This is a genomic window from Streptomyces sp. NPDC005898 (assembly GCF_040629635.1).
Lineage (GTDB): Bacteria > Actinomycetota > Actinomycetes > Streptomycetales > Streptomycetaceae > Streptomyces.
Map to the genome: position 1 here is coordinate 238,051 of NZ_JBEXWC010000001.1, position 19,583 is coordinate 257,633.

Here is a 19,583-nt window from a genome sequence, read left to right on the forward strand (position 1 = left end):
GGGCAGGTTAGGGTGACATTCCTGAGGGTGCGTGAAGTACACGACAGGGGGCTCGCGTTGGAACGCCTGGTCGGAGCGGGGCCGGAAGCGACCGGGCGCGGTGGGCCGGTGACCGGCCGGCCGGTGGCCCCGGTGCTGCCGCCCTCGTTGCGCGCGTGGCTCGGACTGGTCGCCGCTCTCGCCGCATTGGCGGTCGTCGGGCTCGGGGCGATGTACGCCGGCCACAGCGAGCCCGGCCGGGTGGACCGGTGGCTCGTCGAGCCGACGGCGGACAGTGTGCGTCCGCCGTGGCGGCACGTCGCCGGGGCCACGGACTTCCTGGGGGAACCCGTCGGAGCGGCGGTGCTCGTCCTGGGCGCCGTGCTGTGCTGCCTGCTGCTCCGGTGGCCCCGCGCGGCCGTCCTCGTCGCCGTCGGCCCCGGTCTGACCGTGGGGACGACGACCCTGCTCAAACCCCTGGTCGGCCGCACCGTCCACGACGGAAGCCTGTCCTACCCGAGCGGGCACACCGCCTTCCTCACCGCGCTCGCCCTCGCACTGGCGCTGCTCGCGACCGGCCGGCTCGGCCACGGCGGAAGGCGTGGCGCCTCGCTCGTGCTCCTGCCGGCGCTGGTCGCCGGCGGCGCCATGGGCTGGGCGCAGGTGGCCCTGGGCGCGCACTACCCGACCGACACCCTCGGCGGCTGCTGCACCGCGCTGGCGGTGACCCCGGCCGCCGCGTGGCTGGTCGACCGGGCGAGCGACCGGATGGCGGACCGCAGAAGCGACCCGGCGGACGACCGGATGGCCGACGCCGGGCGGCCGTAGCCTCGCCCGCACTCCCACACTCCCGCACTCCCCCACTCCGGCGCCCCGCACCACGGCGCCCCGGCGCCCCGTCACTCCAGCACCCCGGCACCCCCGGCCACCCCGGCACCCCCGGCGCCCTGACACCCCGCCCCCGGCCCCGGCCCCCGGCACCTCACGCCTCGCGCCGGAACACCGGCTTCACCGGCCGGCCCGCCAGCCACGGAGTGGGGTCCCCGGCGTCCAGCGCCTTCCGGTACACCGCACACGCCTGGGCGACCACCTCGACGGTGTGGTCGATGTCGGCGTCGTCCAGCGCGCTGCTCACCACGAACGACGGCGCGAGCACCCCGCCCGCGAGAAGGTGCCGCAGGAACAGGGTGCGGTACCGCTGCGACGGCCGGCCGCTCTCGTCGAGGGTGGCGAAGACCAGGTTGCTGGCCCGCCCCCGCACGACGAGGTGGTCCCCGACGCCCATGGCGGCCGTCGCGTCGCGCACCCCGGCGGCCAGCCGCTCGCCGAGTGCGTGCAGCCGCGCGGTGACGCCCTCCTCCACATAGGTGGTGAGCACGGCCATCGCGGCCGCCAGGGAGTGCGTCTCCGCGCCGTGCGTGGTGGACAGCAGGAACACCCGGTCCCCCGCTCCCCGCAGCCCGCCCCGCTCCATGAGGTCGCGGCGCCCGGCCAGCGCGGAGACGGCGAACCCGTTGCCCAGCGCCTTGCCGAACGTGGAGAGGTCGGGGACGACGCCGTACAGGCCCTGGGCGCCCGCCTCGGACCAGCGCAGGCCGGTGATCATCTCGTCGAAGACCAGGACGCAGCCGTGGCGGTCGGCCAGCTCGCGCAGCCCGGCGAGGTACCCCGGCGGGGGCTCGGTGTGGGTGGCGGGTTCCAGGATCAGGCAGGCGACCTCGCCCTCGTGCCGGGTGAGCAGTTCGTCGGTGGCGGCCAGATCCCCGTACGGGAAGCCCAGGGTGAGGTCGGTGGTCGCCGCCGGGATCCCGGCGGACATCGGCGTGGTGCCGATGAACCAGTCGTCCACGGAGAAGAACGGATGGTCGGCGCAGACGGCCACCCGGGAGCGCCCGGTGACGGCGCGGGCGAGGCGGACGGCGGCGGTGGTGGCGTCGGAGCCGTTCTTCGCGAACTTCACCATCTCGGCGGTCGGCACGGTGGCCAGGAAGCGTTCCGCGGCCTCGACCTCCACGATGGACGGCCGCACGAAGTTGCTGCCGCGGTCCAGCTCCCGCCGCACCGCCTCCAGCACCCGCGGGTGGGCGTGCCCGAGGCTGACCGACCGCAGGCCGGAGCCGTATTCGACGTAGCGGTTGCCGTCGACGTCCCACACGTGGGCGCCGTGGCCGTGGCTGATGACGGGGGCGAGGTCCTCGGGGTACTGGTCGTCGCCCTTGGCGTAGGTGTGCGCGCCGCCGGGGATCAGGGCGTGCAGCCGCTCGTTCGCCTCTCGCGACCGGGGCAGGTCCAACTGTTCGTTCTCCACGCCGACTTCAGCTCTCTTCCTGGTGCCGCAACTGCTTGAGGACCTCGGCGAGGCTCGGCGCCCGCCGGTCGCGCGGGGACATCGACGTGGCCGGCAGCGGCCAGGGGATGGCCAGCTCGGGGTCGTCGAAGGCGATCGTGACGTCCTCGGCGGGATCGTGCCCGCGGTCGATCCGGTACGAGGTGTCGGCGGTCCCGGTCAGCGCCTGGAAGCCGTGCGCGCACCCCGCCGGGACGTACAGGGTGCGCTGCGTCTCGCCGGACAGCTCGAAGAAGGCCCGGGCGCGGTAGGTCGGCGAGTTCGGCCGCAGGTCCACGACGACGTCGAAGATCTGGCCGTACGAGCACCGCACCAGCTTGGCCTCGCCGGCACCGGAGCGCAGGTGCAGGCCGCGTACCACGCCCCGGACCGAGCGGGAGACGCTGTCCTGGACGAAGGCGGCCGGGTCGAGGCCCACCGAGCGGACCACGTCGGCGTCGAAGGTGCGGCAGAAGAAGCCGCGTTCGTCGGCGTGCGGTGTCGGTTCGAAGAGGAACGCGCCCGCGATCTGAGGGACTTCGGTCGCTTTCATGGCGTCTCCTGCCGGGCGTGGCCCTGTACGTGGTCGGTGGCGGGGAAGAGGGCCTCGGTCAACCCGGCGAACTGGTGCTTGAGTTGGTCCTCGACGGAGGCGTTGCGCTCGGTGAGGGTCTGGCGCAGCTCCGCCGCCCGCCGCTCCAGGTCGCGGAACTGGCCGAGCAGCCGGTCGGCGTCGACCTCGCGGGCCGGGTGGCAGTACGCGCCGAGCCCCATCCGGTGCATGAGCGCGTCGCTCTTGGCCGCGTAGCTGAGCGCCAGCGTCGGGGTGCCGGTCCTCAGGGCGCAGACCAGGTTGTGGTAGCGGGTCGCCACCACGCTCTCGGCGGCCGCCGTCTCCTTCATCAGGTCGGTGAGCGAGGCCGTCTCGGCCGCGGTGACCAGCGGCGAGCCCACCGCGTCGAGGATCGCGGCGACCACCGGCGCGTCGCACGCGTCGCCGGTGAGCAGCCGTACGGGTCTGCCCTCCTCGGCCAGCGCGCGCACGAACCGGGTCGTCCCGTCGAGGTAGCGGCGGTGGATCTCCTGTGCGTGGGCGCGGTCGTCGTCGCCGCCGTGAAAGGCCATCACACCGACGCAGACCACGCCCGGCCCGGCCGGTGGTGCGCCCGCGGGCGGTGCCGGCAGGGCGAAGGCGAGGTCGGGGTGGACCTCGTCGCGCGAGGTGTCCACGCCCATCGCCCGCATCGCGTCGCGGGACAGGGTGTCCCGGTACGAGCGGTACGAGGCCAGCCGCGCCGACCGGCGCACCAGGGCCCGGGTCGCCCGGCTGCCGATGGGGGCGGCGCCGACGCCGACGAGCGCGACCCGGGTGCCGAACAGCCTGCCGGAGGCGCAGAGCAGGAACAGGGAGTACGGGAAACCCCAGGGGCGCAGCGGCAGCGTGGCCTCCAGGACGCCCATGCCCGGCACGATGACCACGTCGTGCCCGCGCACCCAGGCGGCGGTGCGGACGGCGTCCACGACTTTGCCGAGGCCCTTCCCCAGGATCGCGCCCGCGCGTGAGGCGGTGCGGTACTCACCCCGGTACCAGTGCAGTCGCGTCGCCGGGATCGCGTACCGGGCCGCGACGGTCCCGGGCCCGCCGCACAGCGCGTCCACGACCGCCTCGGGGTGTTCGGCGCGCAGGTATCCGAGGACGGCCTCCAGCGATCCGTCGTTGCCGAGGTTGCCGGAGCCGAGCAGGCCGAAGAGGCCGACGCGGACAGTGCTCACGCCTGCCTCCCCTCACGGCCGGCGACGAGGGCGTCCACGGAGACGGCGAGCCGGCCGGGGTCGACCGGGGCGCGGTCCTCGACCCGCTCGCCGGCGCCGGGCCGGGCCCGGCTGGTCAGCCACGCGGCCAGGTGGCCGTAGCACGCGCGCCGGTCGGCCGACGACAGCGGCGCCCGCCGGATCGCCGAGGCGAAGCCCCAGACGTACTCGGCGAGCAGCCGGGGGGTCGGGTGCAGCGGGCCGGCCCGGCGCGGGTCGAGGTTGACGCACCGGGAGCGCTTGGAGGGGTTGGCCCGCTCGGCGCGGGTGGGGTGGTCGCGGCGGAAGTACAGCAGCTCCGGCACCTGCTGGAAGGGCCCGTGCAGGGTGATCTCGGCGACGAATGTGCGGTCCGCGTGGTGGTAGCTGTCGTGCGGCTTCACGCGGCGCAGCACGTCGGCGCGCAGCACTCCGTAGAAGTCGTCGCCGCCGGGCTCGAACAGCAGGCTGCGGAAGCGTTCGGGCGCGTGCGGCGAGTCGGTGGCGAGCCCGTAGTCGTAGGGGACCTTCACCCGGCCGTCCTCGTCGATGACCGCCTGGCCGCTGTGCGCGAGGACCACCTCGGGCCGCTCGTCCAGCACCTCGACGCAGCGCCGCAGCAGGTCCCGGGCGTAGAGGTCGTCGTGCGAGGCCCACTTGAACAGTTCGCCGCGGCACTGGGTGAACACGTAGTTGTGGTTCGGCGCGGCGCCGATGTTCCGGGGCAGCCGGAGGTAGCGGATGCGGGAGTCCCGCGCCGCGTACTTGCGGCAGATGTCCTCGGTCCCGTCGGTCGAGGCGTTGTCGGTGATGACCAGCTCGAAGTCCTCGTAGGTCTGGCCGAGCAGGGCGTCGAGCGACTCGGCGAGATACTCCTCGCCGTTGTACACGGGCAGGCCGATGCTCAGCCGGGGATGGGCGCTCATGGTGTCCTCACTTCACGGATGGGGTTGTGGTGGCGCTCGCGCAGGGCGGACCGCAGGGCGGACCGCAGGTGCAGCCACCACACCGCGCAGGCGCCGACGGTCGCGGCGGCCACGCCCCAGGCGGAGCCGACCGTGCCGGCCACGGCCGCCCCGCCGAGGCCGCCGACGACGTAGCAGGCGGAGGCGAACAGCTGGCCGCGCAGGCTGCGCCGGGCGGCGGCGAGCGCGCGCAGCCCGGCCGCCGCGCCGGTGCCGAGGCCGGCGCCCGCGACGCCGAGCGTGGCCGGCACGATGAGCTGCGAGGCGGAGCTCCAGACGTCGCCGAGCACCAGTTCGCCGGCCCGGTCCGGTACGAGGAGCAGCGCCGCGCCCCAGAGCAGCGCGGCGACGGCCTGCGCGCCGCCCAGCAGGAGGCAGAACCTGCCGAGGCGGTGCGGGGAAGCGCGCAGCACCCGTGCCGCCTCCGCGACGGTGACCAGCGAAAGGCCCATCAGGATGGCGAGGAACGGGCCGAGCAGGAGTTCGGCGCCCCGGATCGTGCCGACGGCGCCGACCCCGACGATCGCGCCGAGGCCGTACGCCCGCAACTGGCTCGCGCCGCTGGTGCTGACGTTCTCGGCCAGGTACCGGTAGCCGAGGTCGTGGTGGACGCGGAGCCATGCGCGGGCCCCGGTCGGGCGGGGCCGGATGCCGGACTGGAAGCAGCCGTAGAGCGCGGCGACGGCGGCGGAGGCGCCCCAGGCGAGCACGAAGGCGCTCACGCTGCCCACGCGGGCGGCCACCACCATGGCGGGGATGAGCGCGACGCCCCACACGAGGTCGTTGACGAACGCCTTCCGTCCGGCGCCGGCGGCGAAGAACGAGTACCGCCAGGCGTCCTGGAGCAGCAGTCCCGGCAGCATGACGCCGAGGCCGGCGAAGGCGGGCCCCACGGAGCCGCCGGCAGCGAGCCCGGCCGCCAGGCAGGCCGCGCCGACGACGACCCCGACTCCGAGCGCGGCGCCCGACGAGCGGGCCACCGCCGCTCGCCAGGACGCGTCCGGCACGCCGCTGAAGCGCACCACGAGCGGGTCGGTGGCGAGTCCGCGGGAGACGCTGAGCACCACGCCGTAGGTCACCCAGGCCAGGCTGAACACGCCGAACGCGGCAAGGCCCAGGGAGCGGGCGACGTAGATGCCCACCGCGAAGTTGGTCATGCTGGAGGCCGCCTGGTCGGCAAGACCCCAGGACAGCCGGCCGAGCATGGCCCGTTTGGCGGTGGGCCGCGCCGTCCTCCGGCGTCCGGTGGCCATCGGCGTCATGCCTTGAGGAGTCCGGCGCCGCGCAGGGCGTCGGCCGCGGCGGCGACGGCGTCGAACGGCAGGGCGGCCCGCTCGGCGATGTCCAGCAGGCTGTGCTCGCCGTCGGAGAGGCTGAGCACCCACAGCATGGCCAGCTGGGCGTGGTGCGCGTCGCTGCGGCCGCCGAGCGAGTCGTACAGGCCGCGCCGGCCGAGCTGCGGTTCGCCGTGGGGGCTGAGGTTGAGGTAGCGGCGGTTGCGGTCGAGGACGGCGAAGGCCTCGCGGCAGACGGCGAGCGTGTCCGCCATCGCCTCCGGGGAGACGAAGTCGGGGTTGTCCGCCGAGGTGTGGTACTCGGGGTAGCCGGCGTACGGCGTGCGGCTGAGGGAGCCCACGCCGAGATCGAAGCCGGGCGAGCAGTACTGCCGCTCGTCGTAGCCGTAGGGGGTGAACTCCCGGATCTCGTGCGGGCGTTCGGAGGTGGCCAGTACGTGGCGCAGCACCCGGTCGATCTCCGCGTCGCCGCGCCTGCTCTGCTTGTACGTCAGGGTGCCCCGGTCGCCCGCGCAGGCCAGCACCAGGCCGTGCCGGACCCTCCCCCGCCCTCCCGGCTCCGTCCCGCCGAGGGACGCCCCCTCGACCCGTTCCTTGTTGCGGGCCAGCCAGGTGATCGCGCCGATGGTGCCGGGCGCGAAGATGAACCGGTAGGTGTAGTACGGCGTCCGCGCCGCCAGCGACCTGGCCAGGAACGTCGCGACGGCGATCCCGGCGAGGTTGTCGTTGGCCAGCGACGGGTGGCAGACGTGGCAGGAGACGATGACCTCGTCGGCGACCTGGCCGGGCACGACGTGTTCGGCGTAGGTGAGGTGGCCGTCGGCGAGGGTGGAGTCGACGCGGACCTCGTACTCGCCGTCCGGCAGCGCGTCCAGGGTCTCCTGGGAGAGGCAGAATCCCCAGTCCGGCTTGTAGTAGCTGGTGCGGTAGGGCACCAGGGTGGGCTGGTCGGGCAGGGTGTGCAGGTGCTCCCGCAGCTCGGCGAGCGGCATGGTCCTCGCCACCGGCACGCTGTAGCCGAGCACGTGCAGGCTGGACGCGGCGAAGTCGACGACGCGATGGCCCGTGGCGTCGGCGACGTAGGCGTCCCGGATGTTCCACTCCTGCGGCACCGTCCAGTCGAGCACCTGCGTCCCGGTCGGCACCTCGTGGACCTGGAGCGGCAGATACTCGTCGACGATCTTCAAGGTGGCGCGCACACCGTCGCCGGTGATGCTCCGGCACAGCGGGTACAGCCGCTCCACCAGGGCGTGCATCTCCTCGCCGGGCCCGCTCACCGGCGCCGCCGCAGGGTGTCGTCGACGGTGCCGGCCCCGGTCGCCGCGCGCAGGACGGCGAGCCGCGTGAAGCGCTGCTCGAAGGCCTCCCGGGTCAGGCCGTGCTCCCGGTAGGCGTCGGCGAGTTCGAGCGCGCCGCGCTCGACCGTCCAGGCGCACGCGAAGCCGGGTATCGCGGCGCGGAACCGGGAGAAGTCCACCCGGTAGGACCGCGGGTCGGCGCCGTTCTCCCCGGTGATCACCACCTTGGCGCCGGACACCGCCTCCGCGACCTGTTCGGCGATCTCGGCGACCGTGACGTTGTTGGTCTCGCTGCCGATGTTGAACGCCCGGTCGTGCACCGCCTCGCGGGGCGCCTCCAGCGCGGCCGTGAAGGCCGTGGCGATGTCGGCGGCGTGCACCAGCGGGCGCCAGGGCGTGCCGTCGGAGAGCACGAGGACCTCGCCGGACAGCAGGGCGTGGCCCACCAGGTTGTTCAGCACGATGTCGGCGCGCAGCCGGGGGGAGTGACCGAAGGCGGTGGCGTTGCGCAGGAACACCGGGCTGAAGTCGTCGTCCGCCAGGGCGTGCAGGTCGTCCTCCACCCGCACCTTGGACTCCGCGTACGGCGTCACGGGGCGCAGCGGGGCGTCCTCGCCCACGAGGTCACCGCCGCCGGCGGCTCCGTAGACCGAGCAGGTCGACGCGTACAGGAAGCGCCGCACCCCGGCCTCGCGGGCCAGCCGGGCCAGCCGTACGGACGCGTGGTGGTTGATGTCGTAGGTGAGGTCGGGTGCCAGCGCGCCGAGGGGGTCGTTGGAGAGTGCGGCCAGGTGGATCACGGCGTCCACGCCGGCGACGTGCTCGGCCGTGACGTCGCGCAGGTCCACCCGGTGGCCCGGCGGGTCCGCGGGCGGCGGGCCGAGGACGCAGTCGGCGAACAGGCCGGAGTCGAGGCCGACGACGTCATGGCCGGCGGCCGTGAGGACCGGGGCCATGACGGTGCCCAGGTAGCCCTGGTGTCCGGTCAGTAGTACGCGCAAGGTTCAATCTCCCAGATCGAGCGTGAGTTTGGTGACGGCGAACGCCTCGGCGTAGCGGGCGTGGCATTCGATGCCGCGGATCCTGGCCAGACCGAGGAAGGCCTCCCGGTCGTACCAGGGCCGGTGGCGCTGTGAGGGGTAGTGCTCCTGGAGCAGCCGCACCTTCTCCTCGGCGATGTGCGCCGGCAGCGGCTGGTACGCCGCCGGGCGGCCGAGGTCGCCGTCCCACTTGGCGATCTCGTAGCCGAGCACGAGGTGGTCGCGGAACGCGGTGGTCATCAGCTTCGCCAGGCCGCGGTGGTCCTGGTGCGCGTCGTCGGTGCGCGGTGCGAGCACGAGGTCGGGTTCGGTCCTCGCGCGCAGGTCCTCGACCGCGGCCTTGGCCTCCTCCCACTGCGCCGGCAGCCGGCCGTCCGCCAACTTCAGGACGGTCAGCCGCAGTTCGGCGCCGGGGCAGAAGGCGGTGAGCGCGGCGTGCTCCTCCTGTTCCCGCTCGCCGCCCCCGCCGGAGAGCACCATCGCGTCGACGCGCAGACCGGGCCGGGCCCGGCACATCGCGAGGAGGGTGCCGCCGGCGCCGATGGCGATGTCGTCGCAGTGCGCGCCCACCGCCACGATCCGCGCCAGGGGTCGCGCGGTGCCGAGCCGGATCACGCGCCCACCCCGGCGCCGTCTCGCTCCCACACGGCCCACGGGCGGTCGCCGCGGGTGTAGGCGGCGTCGAGCGAGGCCCGCTCCTTCACGGTGTCCGTCGGCTTCCAGAAGCCGCGGTGGCGGTGCGCCACCAGCCTTCCCCGTTTGGCGAGTTGGTGGCAGCCGTCGGCGACCAGGTCACCGTTCTCCGGTATGTGGTCGAAGACCTCCTGGCGCAGCACGAAGTAGCCGCCGTTCTCCCACAGCGGCAGTTCGCTCACCGCGGTGATGCCCCCCACCAGCCCGTCCTCGCCCAGCTCCACGCAGTGGAACGAGGACTGCGGCGGCACCACCATCATCGACGCCCCGGCGTCGCGCCCGGCGAACTGCTCGATCATCTGGGGCAGCGGGGCGTCGGTGAGCACGTCGGCGTAGTTGGCGAGGAACATCTCGTCGCCGTCCAGGTGGTGGCGCACCCGGCGCAGCCGTTCCCCGATCGGTGACTCGATGCCCGTCTGCGCGAACGTGATCGTCCAGTCGGCGATGTCGGTGGACAGCAGCTCCGTCCTGCCGCCCCGCAGCACGAAGTCGTTGGACGTCGTCTCCTCGTAGTGCAGGAAGAAGTCCTTGATGTGGTGCGCGCCGTAGCCCAGGCACAGGATGAACTCCTTGTGCCCGAAGTGCGCGTAGTAGCGCATGACGTGCCAGATCAGCGGCCGGGGGCCGACCATCGCCATCGGCTTGGGCACGTCGTCGGCGGCGCCGTTGCGCATCCGCATCCCGTAACCGCCGCAGAACAGTACGACCTTCATGACTTGACCTCGACAATGCTCAGTTCCGGGACGGGGAAGACAAGGCGGCCGCCCCACTCGTGGACGAAGGACAGCTGCTCGACCAGCTCGGCCCGCAGGTTCCAGGGCAGGACGAGGACGTAGTCGGGCCGGTCGGCGGCGATCTGCTCGGGCGGCAGGATCGGGATACGGGTGCCGGGGGTGAACCGGCCGTGCTTGTAGGGGTTGCGGTCGACCGTGTACGGGAGCAGGTCGGGCCGGATGCCGCAGTGGTTGAGCAGGGTGTTGCCCTTGCCCGGGGCGCCGTAGCCGACGACCGTCTCGCCGCGCTCGGCGGCCTCGACGAGGAACCGCAGCAGGTCGCGGCGGACCTTGGCGACCCGGGCGGAGAACTCGGTGTAGCCGGACAGCTCCTGGAGTCCGGCGGCCTTCTCCTCGCTCAACAGGTCGGTCACCCGCCGGGACGGCTCGCCGGCCACCTCGGCCGGCCGGGCCCACAGCCGGATGGAGCCGCCGTGCGTGGGCAGCGACTCGACGTCCACCAGGGTGAGTCCGCCGCTCGCCAGGGCCCGGATCGCGGAGGCGACCGTGTAGTACTGGAAGTGCTCGTGGTAGATCGTGTCGTACTGGTTCTCCCGGATCAGGGTCAGCAGGTGCTGCACCTCGATGGAGACCCACCCGTCGTCGGCGACCAGGGAGCGCAGGCCCTGGGTGAATCCGATGACGTCGGGGATGTGCGCGTACACGTTGTTGGCCACGACGAGGTGCGCCGGGCCGTGCTCGGCGCGGACGGCCGCGGCGGTGTCCGGGCTCAGGAACTCCGTGAGCGTGGGCACGCCCGCCTCGCGTGCCGCCGCGCCGACGTTCACCGACGGCTCGATGCCGAGACAGCGGATCCCCCGGTCCACCAGGTGCCTCAGCAGGTAGCCGTCGTTGCTCGCGACCTCGACCACGAAGGCGTCCGGACCGAGGGCCAGGCGGTGGACGGTGTCGGCGACGAACGTGCGCGCGTGCTCCACCCAGGAGGTCGAGTACGAGGAGAAGTAGGCGTACTCGCTGAACGTCTCCTCCGGCGTGATCAGCGGCGGGATCTGCGCGAGCCAGCAGTCGGTGCACACCCGCAGGTGCAGCGGGTACGTGGGCTCCGGCCGGTCCAGTTGGTCCGCGGCGAGAAAGCTCTCACATGGTGGTGTCGCCCCGAGGTCGACGACGCTCGCCATCGCCTCGGAGCCGCAGAGCCTGCATCGTGTCATGTGCTGTTCCCATCCCCCCTGTTCGCGCGGGTGTCCCCGCCGCGAGCCAGTGCCGACCGTCCCGCGATCGCGGTGCGGTACTCCTCCACCAGGCGCTCCAGGCCGACGGCCGGACTGAAATCCCGCTCGTACCGGCGCCGGGCCGCCTGGCCCATCTGTTGGTTGCGGGCCGGCCGCGCCGTGATCCGGCGCAGGCAGGACGCGAGCGAGCCGGACTCCCCCGGCCGGTGCAGCAGTCCGGCCACACCGTCCTCGACGAGTTCGACGAACGCACCATGTCCCGCGGCGACGGCCGGGACGCCGGCCGCCATCGCCTCCACGACGACGAGGCCGAACGCCTCCAGCCATGTCGAGGGCGCCACCACGGCGACCGCCCGCGCGATGGCCCGACGGCATTGCGCCGGGTCGTACAGGCCGACGCAGCGCACGTCGTCCCGGCCCGCCGCCCAGGCGGTCACCTCCCGCTCCAGCGGCCCGGCCCCGGCGATCACGAGCGGTACGCCCACGCCGCCGCCCGCCGTGATCTCGTCCCACGCGGCCATGAGCAGCCGCACCCCCTTGGCCTCCGCGAGGCGGCCGAGGTAGAGCAGGTGTTCGCCGGCGCCCGAGCGGCGGACCTCCGGGTCGGGCACGAAGTTGTGCTTGACCGCGAGGCGTTCGGCCGGCATGCCGGCCCGCACCAGGACGTCGCGCTGCGCCGCGGAGATGCACAGGAACCGCTCCACGCCGGTCCACCAGCGCCGCCGGTTGACCGCCAGGCTGACCGCGAGCGGCACCGTCGCGAGCCGCGAGTCGCGGTAGCAGCCGTGCCGCACGGCGGGCAGCGGCAGCGCCGCCCCGACGCACTCGGTGCACGGCCGGCCGTCCCGCTGGAGCGTGCCGGGCGGGCAGACCTGGGTGTAGTTGTGCAGCGTGGCGACCACGGGCACACCGGTGTCGGCGCAGGCGGCGAGGACCGAGGGCGAGAGCCGCGGGAAGACGTTGTGGACGTGCACCACGTCCGGGCGTTCGGCGCGCAGCCGGGCGGCGAGTTCCGAGCGGACCGCCGGGTTCCACGGCACGAGGAGCGGCAGCGCGGCCTTGCCCGGCAGGGACATGGCGGCGATGTCGTCGCTGCGCCGCTCGAACAGCTCGACCCGGTGGCCGGCGGCGCGCAGCAGCGCCGTCTCCTGGTCGACGACGTTGTTCTCTCCGCTCGGCTGCGCCGAGGAGTAGCGGTTGTGCACCACGAGAACGTGCATGTCTGCGGTCACCTCCTGGCCCATCGCGGGACGCGTCGTCGGGGAACTTCGGGCGCCGGGGCGGGCGGGCCCTGGACGGGTGCGGCGAGGAGCGAGGCGGCCACGGCCAGGTGCAGCAGGTAGGGCGAGGCGTCGCCCAGACCCGCCTCGGTGTACGAGGCGATCGCGCAGTAGCTGATCAGGAAGAGCGCGCAGGCCCTGGCCAGTGACGGCGGCCGCAACAACGCCACGCCGCCGAGGACGACGATGATGGCGGCCACCAGGGTGACGCCGGTCCAGCCCTGTTCGTGGTAGACCGCCAGCCAGCTGTTGTCGATCGGCAGGCCGCCGAACGACTTGTCGCCGAGGCCCATGCCGAACAGCTCCTGCCCGGTCGTACGGGGCGCCGCCAGCAGGGCGTCCCAGACCTTGGCCCGGCCGGTGAGGCTCGTGAGGTTCTCCTCGCTCTGCCCGCGCAGGAACCACGCCCGCAGCGCGGGGGCGAACCCCACCGCGGCCACCGCGGCGCACAGCACCGCCCAGGCGAAGAACCGGCGGGCGGCGGCGCTGGTCATGACGAGCGAGCCGATCGCCACGGCCAGCCCGATGAGCAGGCCGAGCGTGGCCGTACGGGTGTGGGTGAGCGCGAGCAGCACGAGCGAGGGCACGATGACGACCGCCGCGCCGGCCCGGTCGGCACGGCGGCCGAGGAGGAGCAGCACGGTCAGCCCGATGATCACCGCGGCGTACTGTCCGATCTGCGGCGGGGTGAGCGGCCACAGCGCGCCGACGAGGCGTCCGCCGTACAGCTCGGGCAGGGCCGCGCCGGGCGAGATGGCCGCGCCGGCGGCGACCGAGCCGAGCACCGCGAAGTACATCCGTATGTGGTGCCGTACGAAGGTCGGGCCGCCGTCCCACCAGCGGCTGAGCAGCCACAGCGTGGCGACGAAGAGCGCCAGCCGTCCGCAGCGGAACAGCGCGCCGAACCCGGATTCCAGGTTCACGCTGGAGATCACGCTGGGCACGAGCAGCAGGGTGAGCAGCAGGACGTAGGCGCTGGGCCGTATGCGCAGGCGGAGGTTGACCGCGAGCGCCAGCGCGAACGCCGCTACCAGCGCGCCCATGGTGACCATCTGGATGAGGGAACGGGGCAGCGGGACGATGGTCCTTGCGCCCGCGGAGCCGAGCGTGTTGAGGACCAGCAGACCCCAGACGACGCCGACGATCCTCGGTGTGCCGGCGGCGCGCGGGGCGGCGCCGGGCCGCGTGCCCCCCGTGTCCGGTCCGCCCGGCAGTGTGCCGAGCCGCGGGTCCGCGCCCATCTCAACCACCGGTCCGCTGGTCGAGGGTGCTGCCCGCGTCCTGCCGGTAGGGCGCGGCCTGCCACTGCCCGAAGTCGAGCACCCGGCTCGGGTCGTGGGCGACGAACGTCCACGCGCCGAGGTAGGCGTTGTCGTGCCAGCGGTTGTGCTGCTTGCGGGTGATCGCCTCGGCCACCCGCTCGCCCTGGTACGGCGACCAGCTCGGGTAGGTGCCGTAGTTGGCGAGGACCGCCATGCGGTCGCACTTGTGCGTGCACTTGACGACGGACTTGTCCAGCGTGAAGCGGTTGTGGTGGATGTCCACGCGCTGGGTCTTCCACCGGCAGTCGGCGTAGAGCGGCGCGGTGGCGATGGCGGGCCGCGCGCAGCGGTCGGTCTTCTTCACCAGCAGCGTGCAGTCACCGGAGGATGTGTTGGCGGGGCTGTTGCAGAACCGGTCGGCGTTCTCCCACAGGGTGATCCCGGACCAGTTGTCCGCCAGCAGGTTCCGGTAGATCTCGATCTTGTCGGTGCGGGCCCGGACCCGTGGTTCGCCGCCGGACTCGGACACGTAGAGGGTGCCGAAGGGGAAGGTGTCGCCCCGGTCGGCGTAGGTGCGGCCCTCGACCCAGTTGTTGCGCCGGATCGTGTTCTTCCGGATGACCGCGTTGTAGCTGGTCTCGTAGATCAGCGCGGCCCCGTCGTTGGCCTCGAGCACGTTGTCCTCGATGCGGAAGTCGTTGTTGTTGGTGTCCGCCCACAGCCCCGTGCCGCGGTTGTCGTGCACCCAGTTGCCGCGCACGTCGGCGCCGTCGACGGCCCAGAACTTGACGCCTCCGGTGCAGCCGCAGCCCTTGCGCCGCCGCTCCCAGTCGCCGGTGTTGTTGCCGACGATCTCGTTGCCCTCGACCACCAGATCGCTGATGCGGCCGGTGGCCTTGTAGGCGTTCATGCCGTACTGGCCGTTGCCGCGCAGGCAGTTGGCGCGGACCCGTTGGCGGTCCCCGGCCATGAGTCCGGCACCGGAGTTGTGCTGGATCCTGGCGTGCTCGATCACCCACCCGTCGGCCGAGTCGTGATTGACGACGCCCTCGTCCGGCGGGGCCACGAAGCGCTGCACGGTCAGGTGGCGGATGGTGACGTCACGGGCACTGCCGCCGAACGCGTACTGGTTGGTCCTGCGGCCGTCGAGCACCGCGCCCGGTGCGCCGAGGTAGCGGTTCCCCTTCTTCGGGATGACCTGGGCGTAGCGGTCGGGCTTGAGCCTGTGCTTGCCCGGCCGCAGCCAGAACGTGGTGTGCGGGGGGTTCTTCTTGGTCTTCGCGGCGAGGTCACCGGTCTTGGCGGGGTCGACCGTCACGGCGCCCGCCGGTGCCTTCACGGGCGCGGCGGCGGGCTCGGCGCACACCCGGGCCACGGTGCGGGCTCCGGGCACGGCGGGCGCGGTGGTCGGCTCGGCCGGGGTGTCCGGGGTGCCGACACAGCCGCTCGCCAGCAGGGCGAGGGCCGCCCCGGGCGCTGCCCAGTTGCGCCATCTCATCCCCTCGCGCCCCCCTGGTCGTGGAAGGTGAGCAGGGTGGTGAACTCCCGCCCCACGTCGGTGGGGCCGGTGCCGATCAGCGTGGTGGCGGGCTGCCTGCGTCCGAAGCCGGCGGAGTACCAGCCGAGCGGCGGGTCGCTCTCGCCGCGGTGCGCGCGCCAGTCCAGCCGCTCGGGCAGGTCGAGCACCGCGGAGCGCTCCTCGCCGTCCCGGGTCCAGGTGAGCCGGGCCCGGTTGCCCGCCAGGTCCGCGGTGATCGCCGGTCCGAGGTGGAAGGCGAGGCGGGCGTCCCGGCGCGGGCCGCGCACCTCGTCGGTGATGCGCAGCTCCCGGCTCGCGGCGGTCAGCTCCACGCGGCGGCGGTGCACGGACGGCCGGTAGCCGTCGTGCTCGGCGCACCAGCGGGCCACGTCCCGGCCGGAGGTGTCGGCGGCCAGGACGCGGGTGCGGGTGTGGCGGGTCCACAGGAAGGGGCCGCCGGACTCGGACTGGTCGGCGCCGTCCAGCTGCAGGGTGTTGTGGCCGAGGGTGGAGCGGAAGTACCGCCGCCACGCGGGCTGCCCGTGGTAGCAGTACGTGCCCGGGTCGGCGAGCACGTCGACGCCGTCGTGCCGGACCTCGACGGACAGCGCGTCCGCGTGGGCGTGCGCGGCGATGGACAGGAAGCCGTGCGGGCCGCCGTCGCAGCGGCACCAGATGCCCGCCGGGCCGCGCAGGATGGTCATGCCCGCGTCGGCGAAGTGCCCTGGCCGGCTCGCCGGGCGCGTGAGGGCGGGAGCGGCGCCGGCCTCGGCGTACGGCCGGATGAGCGCGGCGAGCAGCGGGGTGCGCACGTCGGTGCCGGTCACCCGCGGCCACCAGGCGAGGCGGCCGAACACGGCGTCCCCGGTGGCGAGCAGCGAGGCCCAGCGGTCGGTGCCGGCGCCGTCGAGGACCAGGCCGTGTCCGTCGTCCGCGTCGCCCTGGCGCGGCGGCCGCAGCCGACCGTCCACGACGGCCGCGAGCGCGTCGGTCATCCGCAGCAGCACCAGCCGTACGGTGGCGGGGACGGGCACGTCCGCGGCGTCCGCCTCGGCCACGGCGGCCAGGCCGAGTTCGAGCACCAGGCCGTGGTATTCGGAGGCCAGCTCGCGGTTGAGGCCCGAGGGGAAGGTGTTGGCGCGCAGCTGTCGGTCCAGCGACCGCAGCGCGTCGGCCCGCCACCGCGCCGAGGCGTCGAACCAGTCGAACGCGCAGGCCGCGGCGGCCTGCCCGGCGGCCTCCGCGATGACGTGGTTGTTCGCCGAGGAGCCCCGGCTGGGGAAGGCGGCCAGCCAGCGCTGGTGGTGCCAGATCTGGTCGACGGCCACCGGGTTGTCCTCGAACAGCGTGGCCGCGCCCGGCCAGCCGTCGAGCAGCCGGCGGACCCACACCCAGGACAGGAGCCGGATGCCCAGCTCGATGCCGCTGATCCAGTGCACGCCCCGCAGCGGCGCGTTGGCCGCCCACCACGACCGCAGGTGCTCGGCCACCCGCTCGGCGTACCGCTCGTCCCCGGTGAGCGCGTAGGCGCAGGCGAGCACGGTGAGGTACTGGTGCCGGGACAGCTCCCAGATCTGCTTGATGTCCCCGACCGCGTCCTCGTCGCGGTACGGCACGTCGAAGGCGTGGCCCCCGGGAGCGCGGCGCCCGGTCTTCGGGTCGTACGACCAGTCGGGGTCGATCAGGTCGTCGCGGTCCACGCCGAAGTACGCGACGTGCCCGGTCATCAGCCGGTCCGCCTCGGCGATGAGGCGTTTGGCGGCGTCCGGCGGCACGGCGGCGAGCGTCCCGGCGGGCAGCACCGCGGTGAACCGGGCGCCGCGCGTGACGGGGCAGGCCGGCCGGGCCGACCGCCATCGCCGCCGGCGCGCGGCGTCGACCGCCCGGCCGCCGATCTCGCTCGGCCCCATCCGGGAGAGCCGCCGCAGGTACCAGCCCGCGCTCATGGTCATCGCGCGCTCGCCGGCGTCACCGGCGCGCCGGCGGCCAGGGCGGCGGGCACGGCGAGGGTGGCCGCCGTGGTGGCGACGAGGGACGACAGCGGCACCGGCATCGGTCCGCCGGTCCGCACGGCCCTCACGAACGCGGCCAGTTCGGCGGACTGGCCCTTGTCGCGGGCCTTGGGCAGCCGTGAGCTGACCCACCGCTTGCGGCTGCCGTCGTGGACGGAGGCCCGGACGAAGTCGTCGAGCCGCAGCGCGCGGCCGTCGGCGACCATGTCCAGCGTCTCCTTGGGGAAGCCGGCCGGGCCCGTGGTGACGTAGCTGATGGTGGCGGTGGACCCGTCGGGGTAGCGCAGCAGGACCTGGAGGTCGTCATGGCCGGAGGACGCGACCGCGTACACCGAGACGGGGTCGGCCCCGAGCAGCCGGCTCGCCGTGTCGATGAAGTGGCCGCCCTCACCGGCGAACCGGGAGCCCTCGGTGCCTTCCCGCAGGTACCAGCTGCCGTGCGTCAGGCGGCCCGCGTTGACCAGGTAGCGGAGGTGCGCCGACCCGGTGCGGTCGCCGAACCGCTTCGCGGCCTCTTGCAGCAGCGGCGCGAACCGGCGGTTGAAGCCCACCTGGAGCCGGTCGTTGCCGGACTCCTCCACCGCGGCCAGGACGCCGGCCAGTTCCTCCTCGTCCAGGGCCAGGGGCTTCTCCACGAACACCGCCTTGCCGGCGAGGAGTGCCCGGCGGGTCAGCTCGGCGTGCGAGCTGTGCCGGGTGACGACGAACACCGCGTCGATGGACTTGTCGCCGAGCACGGCGTCGAGATCGGTGGTCGCCTCGGCGAAGCCGAACTTCCGCTGCGCGTTGGCCGCGGACAGCGCCGTCGTGGTGACGACGGTCGACAGCTCGACGCCGTCGCGCCCCGCCAGGTGCGGCAGCAGCATCGAGGTGGCGTAGTTCCCGGCGCCGACGAACGCGAGGCGCACCGGTGTGCCGGCGCTCCTGGCCGGTGCGGACCGCGCGCCGTCGCGGCGCGGCTCGGGCACGGTCAGCGCCGGTGGCGCCGCTTCGGCCTCGGGGGCGGGCGCGGCGACCGGGGCGGGGTAGCGGAACAGGACGGCCACGGCCTTGAGGTCGCCGTCCTTCAGCCGCCGGTAGGTCTCCACGGCCTCGTCGAAGTCGGCGACGTGCGAGATCAGGGGCTCCACGTCGACGCGGCCACGGGCGACGAGGTCGAGGAAGCACGCCAGGTTGCGGCGCTCGGTCCAGCGGACGTAGCCGATCGGGTAGTCGCGCCCCTCCAGTTCGTACTCCGGGTCGTAGCGCCCGGGGCCGTAGCTGCGGGAGAAGCGGACGTCCAGTTCCTTCTCGTAGTACGCGTTCCACGGCAGGTCCAGGCGGCACTTGCCGATGTCGACCACCCGGCCGCGGTCCCGGCAGAGCCGGGCGGCCAGCTCCACGGGCTGGTTGCCGGTGCCGCCTGCGGCCAGGTACACCTGGTCCACGCCGTGGCCGCCGGTCAGCTCCGCGACGGCGGCCTCCACGGCGGGGGCGGCGGGGTCGCCGCAGGCCACGGCGCCCAGCCGGGCGGCCAGCTCGCAGCGCTCCGGGTCGGGGTCGACCCCGACGACGCGGACCCCGGAGGTGGTCAGGAGCTGCGCCACGAGCTGCCCGATCAGCCCGAGGCCGATGACCAGCGCCACCTCGCCGAGCTGTGACTCGCCGCGGCGGACGCCCTGCAAGGCGATCGACCCGACGGTGCCGAAGGCCGCGTGGCGCGGCGCGAGGCCGTCCGGCAGCCGGGCGTAGAGGTTCTTCGGCACCCAGTTCACCTCGGCGTGCAGCGCGTGCTCGTTGCCTGCGCAGGCCACCAGGTCGCCGACCGCCACATCGTCGGTGCCGGGGCCGACCTGCTCGACGATCCCGCACAGCGAGTAGCCGAGCGGCGTGTAGGAGTCGAGCTTCCCCATCACCTTGCGGTAGGTGGCGGGCACCCCGTTGGTGGCCACGCTCTGCATCACCTTGGCCACCTGGTCCGGGCGGGAGCGGGCCTTGCCGACCATCGACATGCCGGCCTCGGACACCTTCATCAGCTCGGTGCCGGTGGATATCAGCGAATAGGCGCTGCGGACCAGCACACCGCCCGGCTTGCACGCGGGCACCGGCACGTCGAGCACCGCGAGCTCGCCGCTCTTGTAGTTCTGTACGACCTGTTTCACCGAAGTCCTCTTGTCT

Annotated in this window: 16 protein-coding genes; 1 reads left to right on the plus strand and 15 read right to left on the minus strand. The window is 73.8% G+C overall.

Annotation, left to right across the window (positions count from 1 at the left end):
* Positions 1-108 precede the first annotated feature (108 nt).
* The gene (locus ABZ385_RS00870; RefSeq protein WP_358909291.1) at positions 109-807 is read left to right on the plus strand and encodes a phosphatase PAP2 family protein; all 699 of its coding nucleotides are present in this window, start codon (positions 109-111) and stop codon (positions 805-807) included.
* Positions 808-961: 154 nt separating this feature from the next.
* Here the strand turns inward: ABZ385_RS00870 and ABZ385_RS00875 are convergent, their stop codons facing one another.
* The 15 genes from ABZ385_RS00875 to ABZ385_RS00945 are packed head-to-tail and all read right to left on the minus strand — an operon-like array spanning position 962 to position 19,567.
* Complete coding sequence (locus tag ABZ385_RS00875) at positions 962-2,287, minus strand: glutamate-1-semialdehyde 2,1-aminomutase (RefSeq protein WP_358908914.1); 1,326 nt, start codon at positions 2,285-2,287, stop codon at positions 962-964.
* A gap of 7 nt (positions 2,288-2,294) precedes the next feature.
* Positions 2,295-2,858, minus strand: a complete 564-nt coding sequence (rfbC, locus tag ABZ385_RS00880) for a dTDP-4-dehydrorhamnose 3,5-epimerase (RefSeq protein ID WP_358577646.1) — start codon at positions 2,856-2,858, stop codon at positions 2,295-2,297.
* On the minus strand, positions 2,855-4,078 hold the full coding sequence (locus ABZ385_RS00885) for a polysaccharide pyruvyl transferase family protein (protein WP_358908916.1): 1,224 nt from the start codon (positions 4,076-4,078) through the stop codon (positions 2,855-2,857). Before ABZ385_RS00885 ends, rfbC begins: the two co-directional genes overlap by 4 nt.
* Complete coding sequence (locus tag ABZ385_RS00890; RefSeq protein ID WP_358577642.1) at positions 4,075-5,022, minus strand: glycosyltransferase family 2 protein; 948 nt, start codon at positions 5,020-5,022, stop codon at positions 4,075-4,077. The genes ABZ385_RS00885 and ABZ385_RS00890 overlap by 4 nt, the downstream gene beginning before the upstream one ends.
* On the minus strand, positions 5,019-6,323 hold the full coding sequence (locus ABZ385_RS00895; protein WP_358908918.1) for a hypothetical protein: 1,305 nt from the start codon (positions 6,321-6,323) through the stop codon (positions 5,019-5,021). The genes ABZ385_RS00890 and ABZ385_RS00895 overlap by 4 nt, the downstream gene beginning before the upstream one ends.
* Positions 6,320-7,612 carry a DUF4910 domain-containing protein gene (locus ABZ385_RS00900; protein WP_358909293.1) on the minus strand — a complete coding sequence of 431 codons (1,293 nt, stop codon included), beginning with the start codon at positions 7,610-7,612 and terminating at the stop codon, positions 6,320-6,322. Before ABZ385_RS00900 ends, ABZ385_RS00895 begins: the two co-directional genes overlap by 4 nt.
* 17 nt (positions 7,613-7,629) lie before the next feature.
* Positions 7,630-8,655 (minus strand): SDR family oxidoreductase, encoded by a 1,026-nt coding sequence (locus tag ABZ385_RS00905; RefSeq protein ID WP_358577637.1) that lies wholly within the window; start codon positions 8,653-8,655, stop codon positions 7,630-7,632.
* Between the two features lie 3 nt (positions 8,656-8,658).
* Entirely contained in the window at positions 8,659-9,309 is a 651-nt protein-coding gene (locus ABZ385_RS00910) for a PIG-L family deacetylase (RefSeq protein WP_358577635.1), read from the minus strand.
* Positions 9,306-10,100, minus strand: a complete 795-nt coding sequence (locus tag ABZ385_RS00915) for a glucose-1-phosphate cytidylyltransferase (protein ID WP_358577633.1) — start codon at positions 10,098-10,100, stop codon at positions 9,306-9,308. The genes ABZ385_RS00910 and ABZ385_RS00915 overlap by 4 nt, the downstream gene beginning before the upstream one ends.
* Positions 10,097-11,332 carry a class I SAM-dependent methyltransferase gene (locus ABZ385_RS00920; RefSeq protein ID WP_358700201.1) on the minus strand — a complete coding sequence of 412 codons (1,236 nt, stop codon included), beginning with the start codon at positions 11,330-11,332 and terminating at the stop codon, positions 10,097-10,099. The genes ABZ385_RS00915 and ABZ385_RS00920 overlap by 4 nt, the downstream gene beginning before the upstream one ends.
* Positions 11,329-12,573, minus strand: coding sequence for a glycosyltransferase (locus tag ABZ385_RS00925; RefSeq protein ID WP_358908919.1), 1,245 nt, complete (start codon positions 12,571-12,573; stop codon positions 11,329-11,331). Before ABZ385_RS00925 ends, ABZ385_RS00920 begins: the two co-directional genes overlap by 4 nt.
* Before the next feature lie 8 nt (positions 12,574-12,581).
* Positions 12,582-13,874 (minus strand): O-antigen ligase domain-containing protein, encoded by a 1,293-nt coding sequence (locus tag ABZ385_RS00930; protein ID WP_358908923.1) that lies wholly within the window; start codon positions 13,872-13,874, stop codon positions 12,582-12,584.
* 1 nt (position 13,875) lies between these two features.
* Positions 13,876-15,393, minus strand: a complete 1,518-nt coding sequence (locus ABZ385_RS00935; RefSeq protein WP_358908925.1) for a right-handed parallel beta-helix repeat-containing protein — start codon at positions 15,391-15,393, stop codon at positions 13,876-13,878.
* Complete coding sequence (locus tag ABZ385_RS00940) at positions 15,390-17,366, minus strand: alginate lyase family protein (protein ID WP_358908927.1); 1,977 nt, start codon at positions 17,364-17,366, stop codon at positions 15,390-15,392. Before ABZ385_RS00940 ends, ABZ385_RS00935 begins: the two co-directional genes overlap by 4 nt.
* Complete coding sequence (locus tag ABZ385_RS00945; RefSeq protein WP_358908929.1) at positions 17,363-19,567, minus strand: bi-domain-containing oxidoreductase; 2,205 nt, start codon at positions 19,565-19,567, stop codon at positions 17,363-17,365. Before ABZ385_RS00945 ends, ABZ385_RS00940 begins: the two co-directional genes overlap by 4 nt.
* Between the last annotated feature and the right edge of the window lie 16 nt (positions 19,568-19,583).

Excerpts from the sequence above, each read along its gene's own strand:
- rfbC (WP_358577646.1), bottom strand. The coding sequence starts at position 2,858 with ATGAAAGCGACCGAAGTCCCTCAGATCGCGGGCGCGTTCCTCTTCGAA.
- ABZ385_RS00890 (WP_358577642.1), bottom strand. The coding sequence starts at position 5,022 with ATGAGCGCCCATCCCCGGCTGAGCATCGGCCTGCCCGTGTACAACGGC.
- ABZ385_RS00895 (WP_358908918.1), bottom strand. The coding sequence starts at position 6,323 with ATGACGCCGATGGCCACCGGACGCCGGAGGACGGCGCGGCCCACCGCC.
- ABZ385_RS00900 (WP_358909293.1), bottom strand. The coding sequence starts at position 7,612 with ATGCACGCCCTGGTGGAGCGGCTGTACCCGCTGTGCCGGAGCATCACC.
- ABZ385_RS00915 (WP_358577633.1), bottom strand. The coding sequence starts at position 10,100 with ATGAAGGTCGTACTGTTCTGCGGCGGTTACGGGATGCGGATGCGCAAC.
- ABZ385_RS00920 (WP_358700201.1), bottom strand. The coding sequence starts at position 11,332 with ATGACACGATGCAGGCTCTGCGGCTCCGAGGCGATGGCGAGCGTCGTC.
- ABZ385_RS00925 (WP_358908919.1), bottom strand. The coding sequence starts at position 12,573 with ATGCACGTTCTCGTGGTGCACAACCGCTACTCCTCGGCGCAGCCGAGC.
- ABZ385_RS00930 (WP_358908923.1), bottom strand. The coding sequence starts at position 13,874 with ATGGGCGCGGACCCGCGGCTCGGCACACTGCCGGGCGGACCGGACACG.
- ABZ385_RS00935 (WP_358908925.1), bottom strand. The coding sequence starts at position 15,393 with ATGAGATGGCGCAACTGGGCAGCGCCCGGGGCGGCCCTCGCCCTGCTG.
- ABZ385_RS00940 (WP_358908927.1), bottom strand. The coding sequence starts at position 17,366 with ATGACCATGAGCGCGGGCTGGTACCTGCGGCGGCTCTCCCGGATGGGG.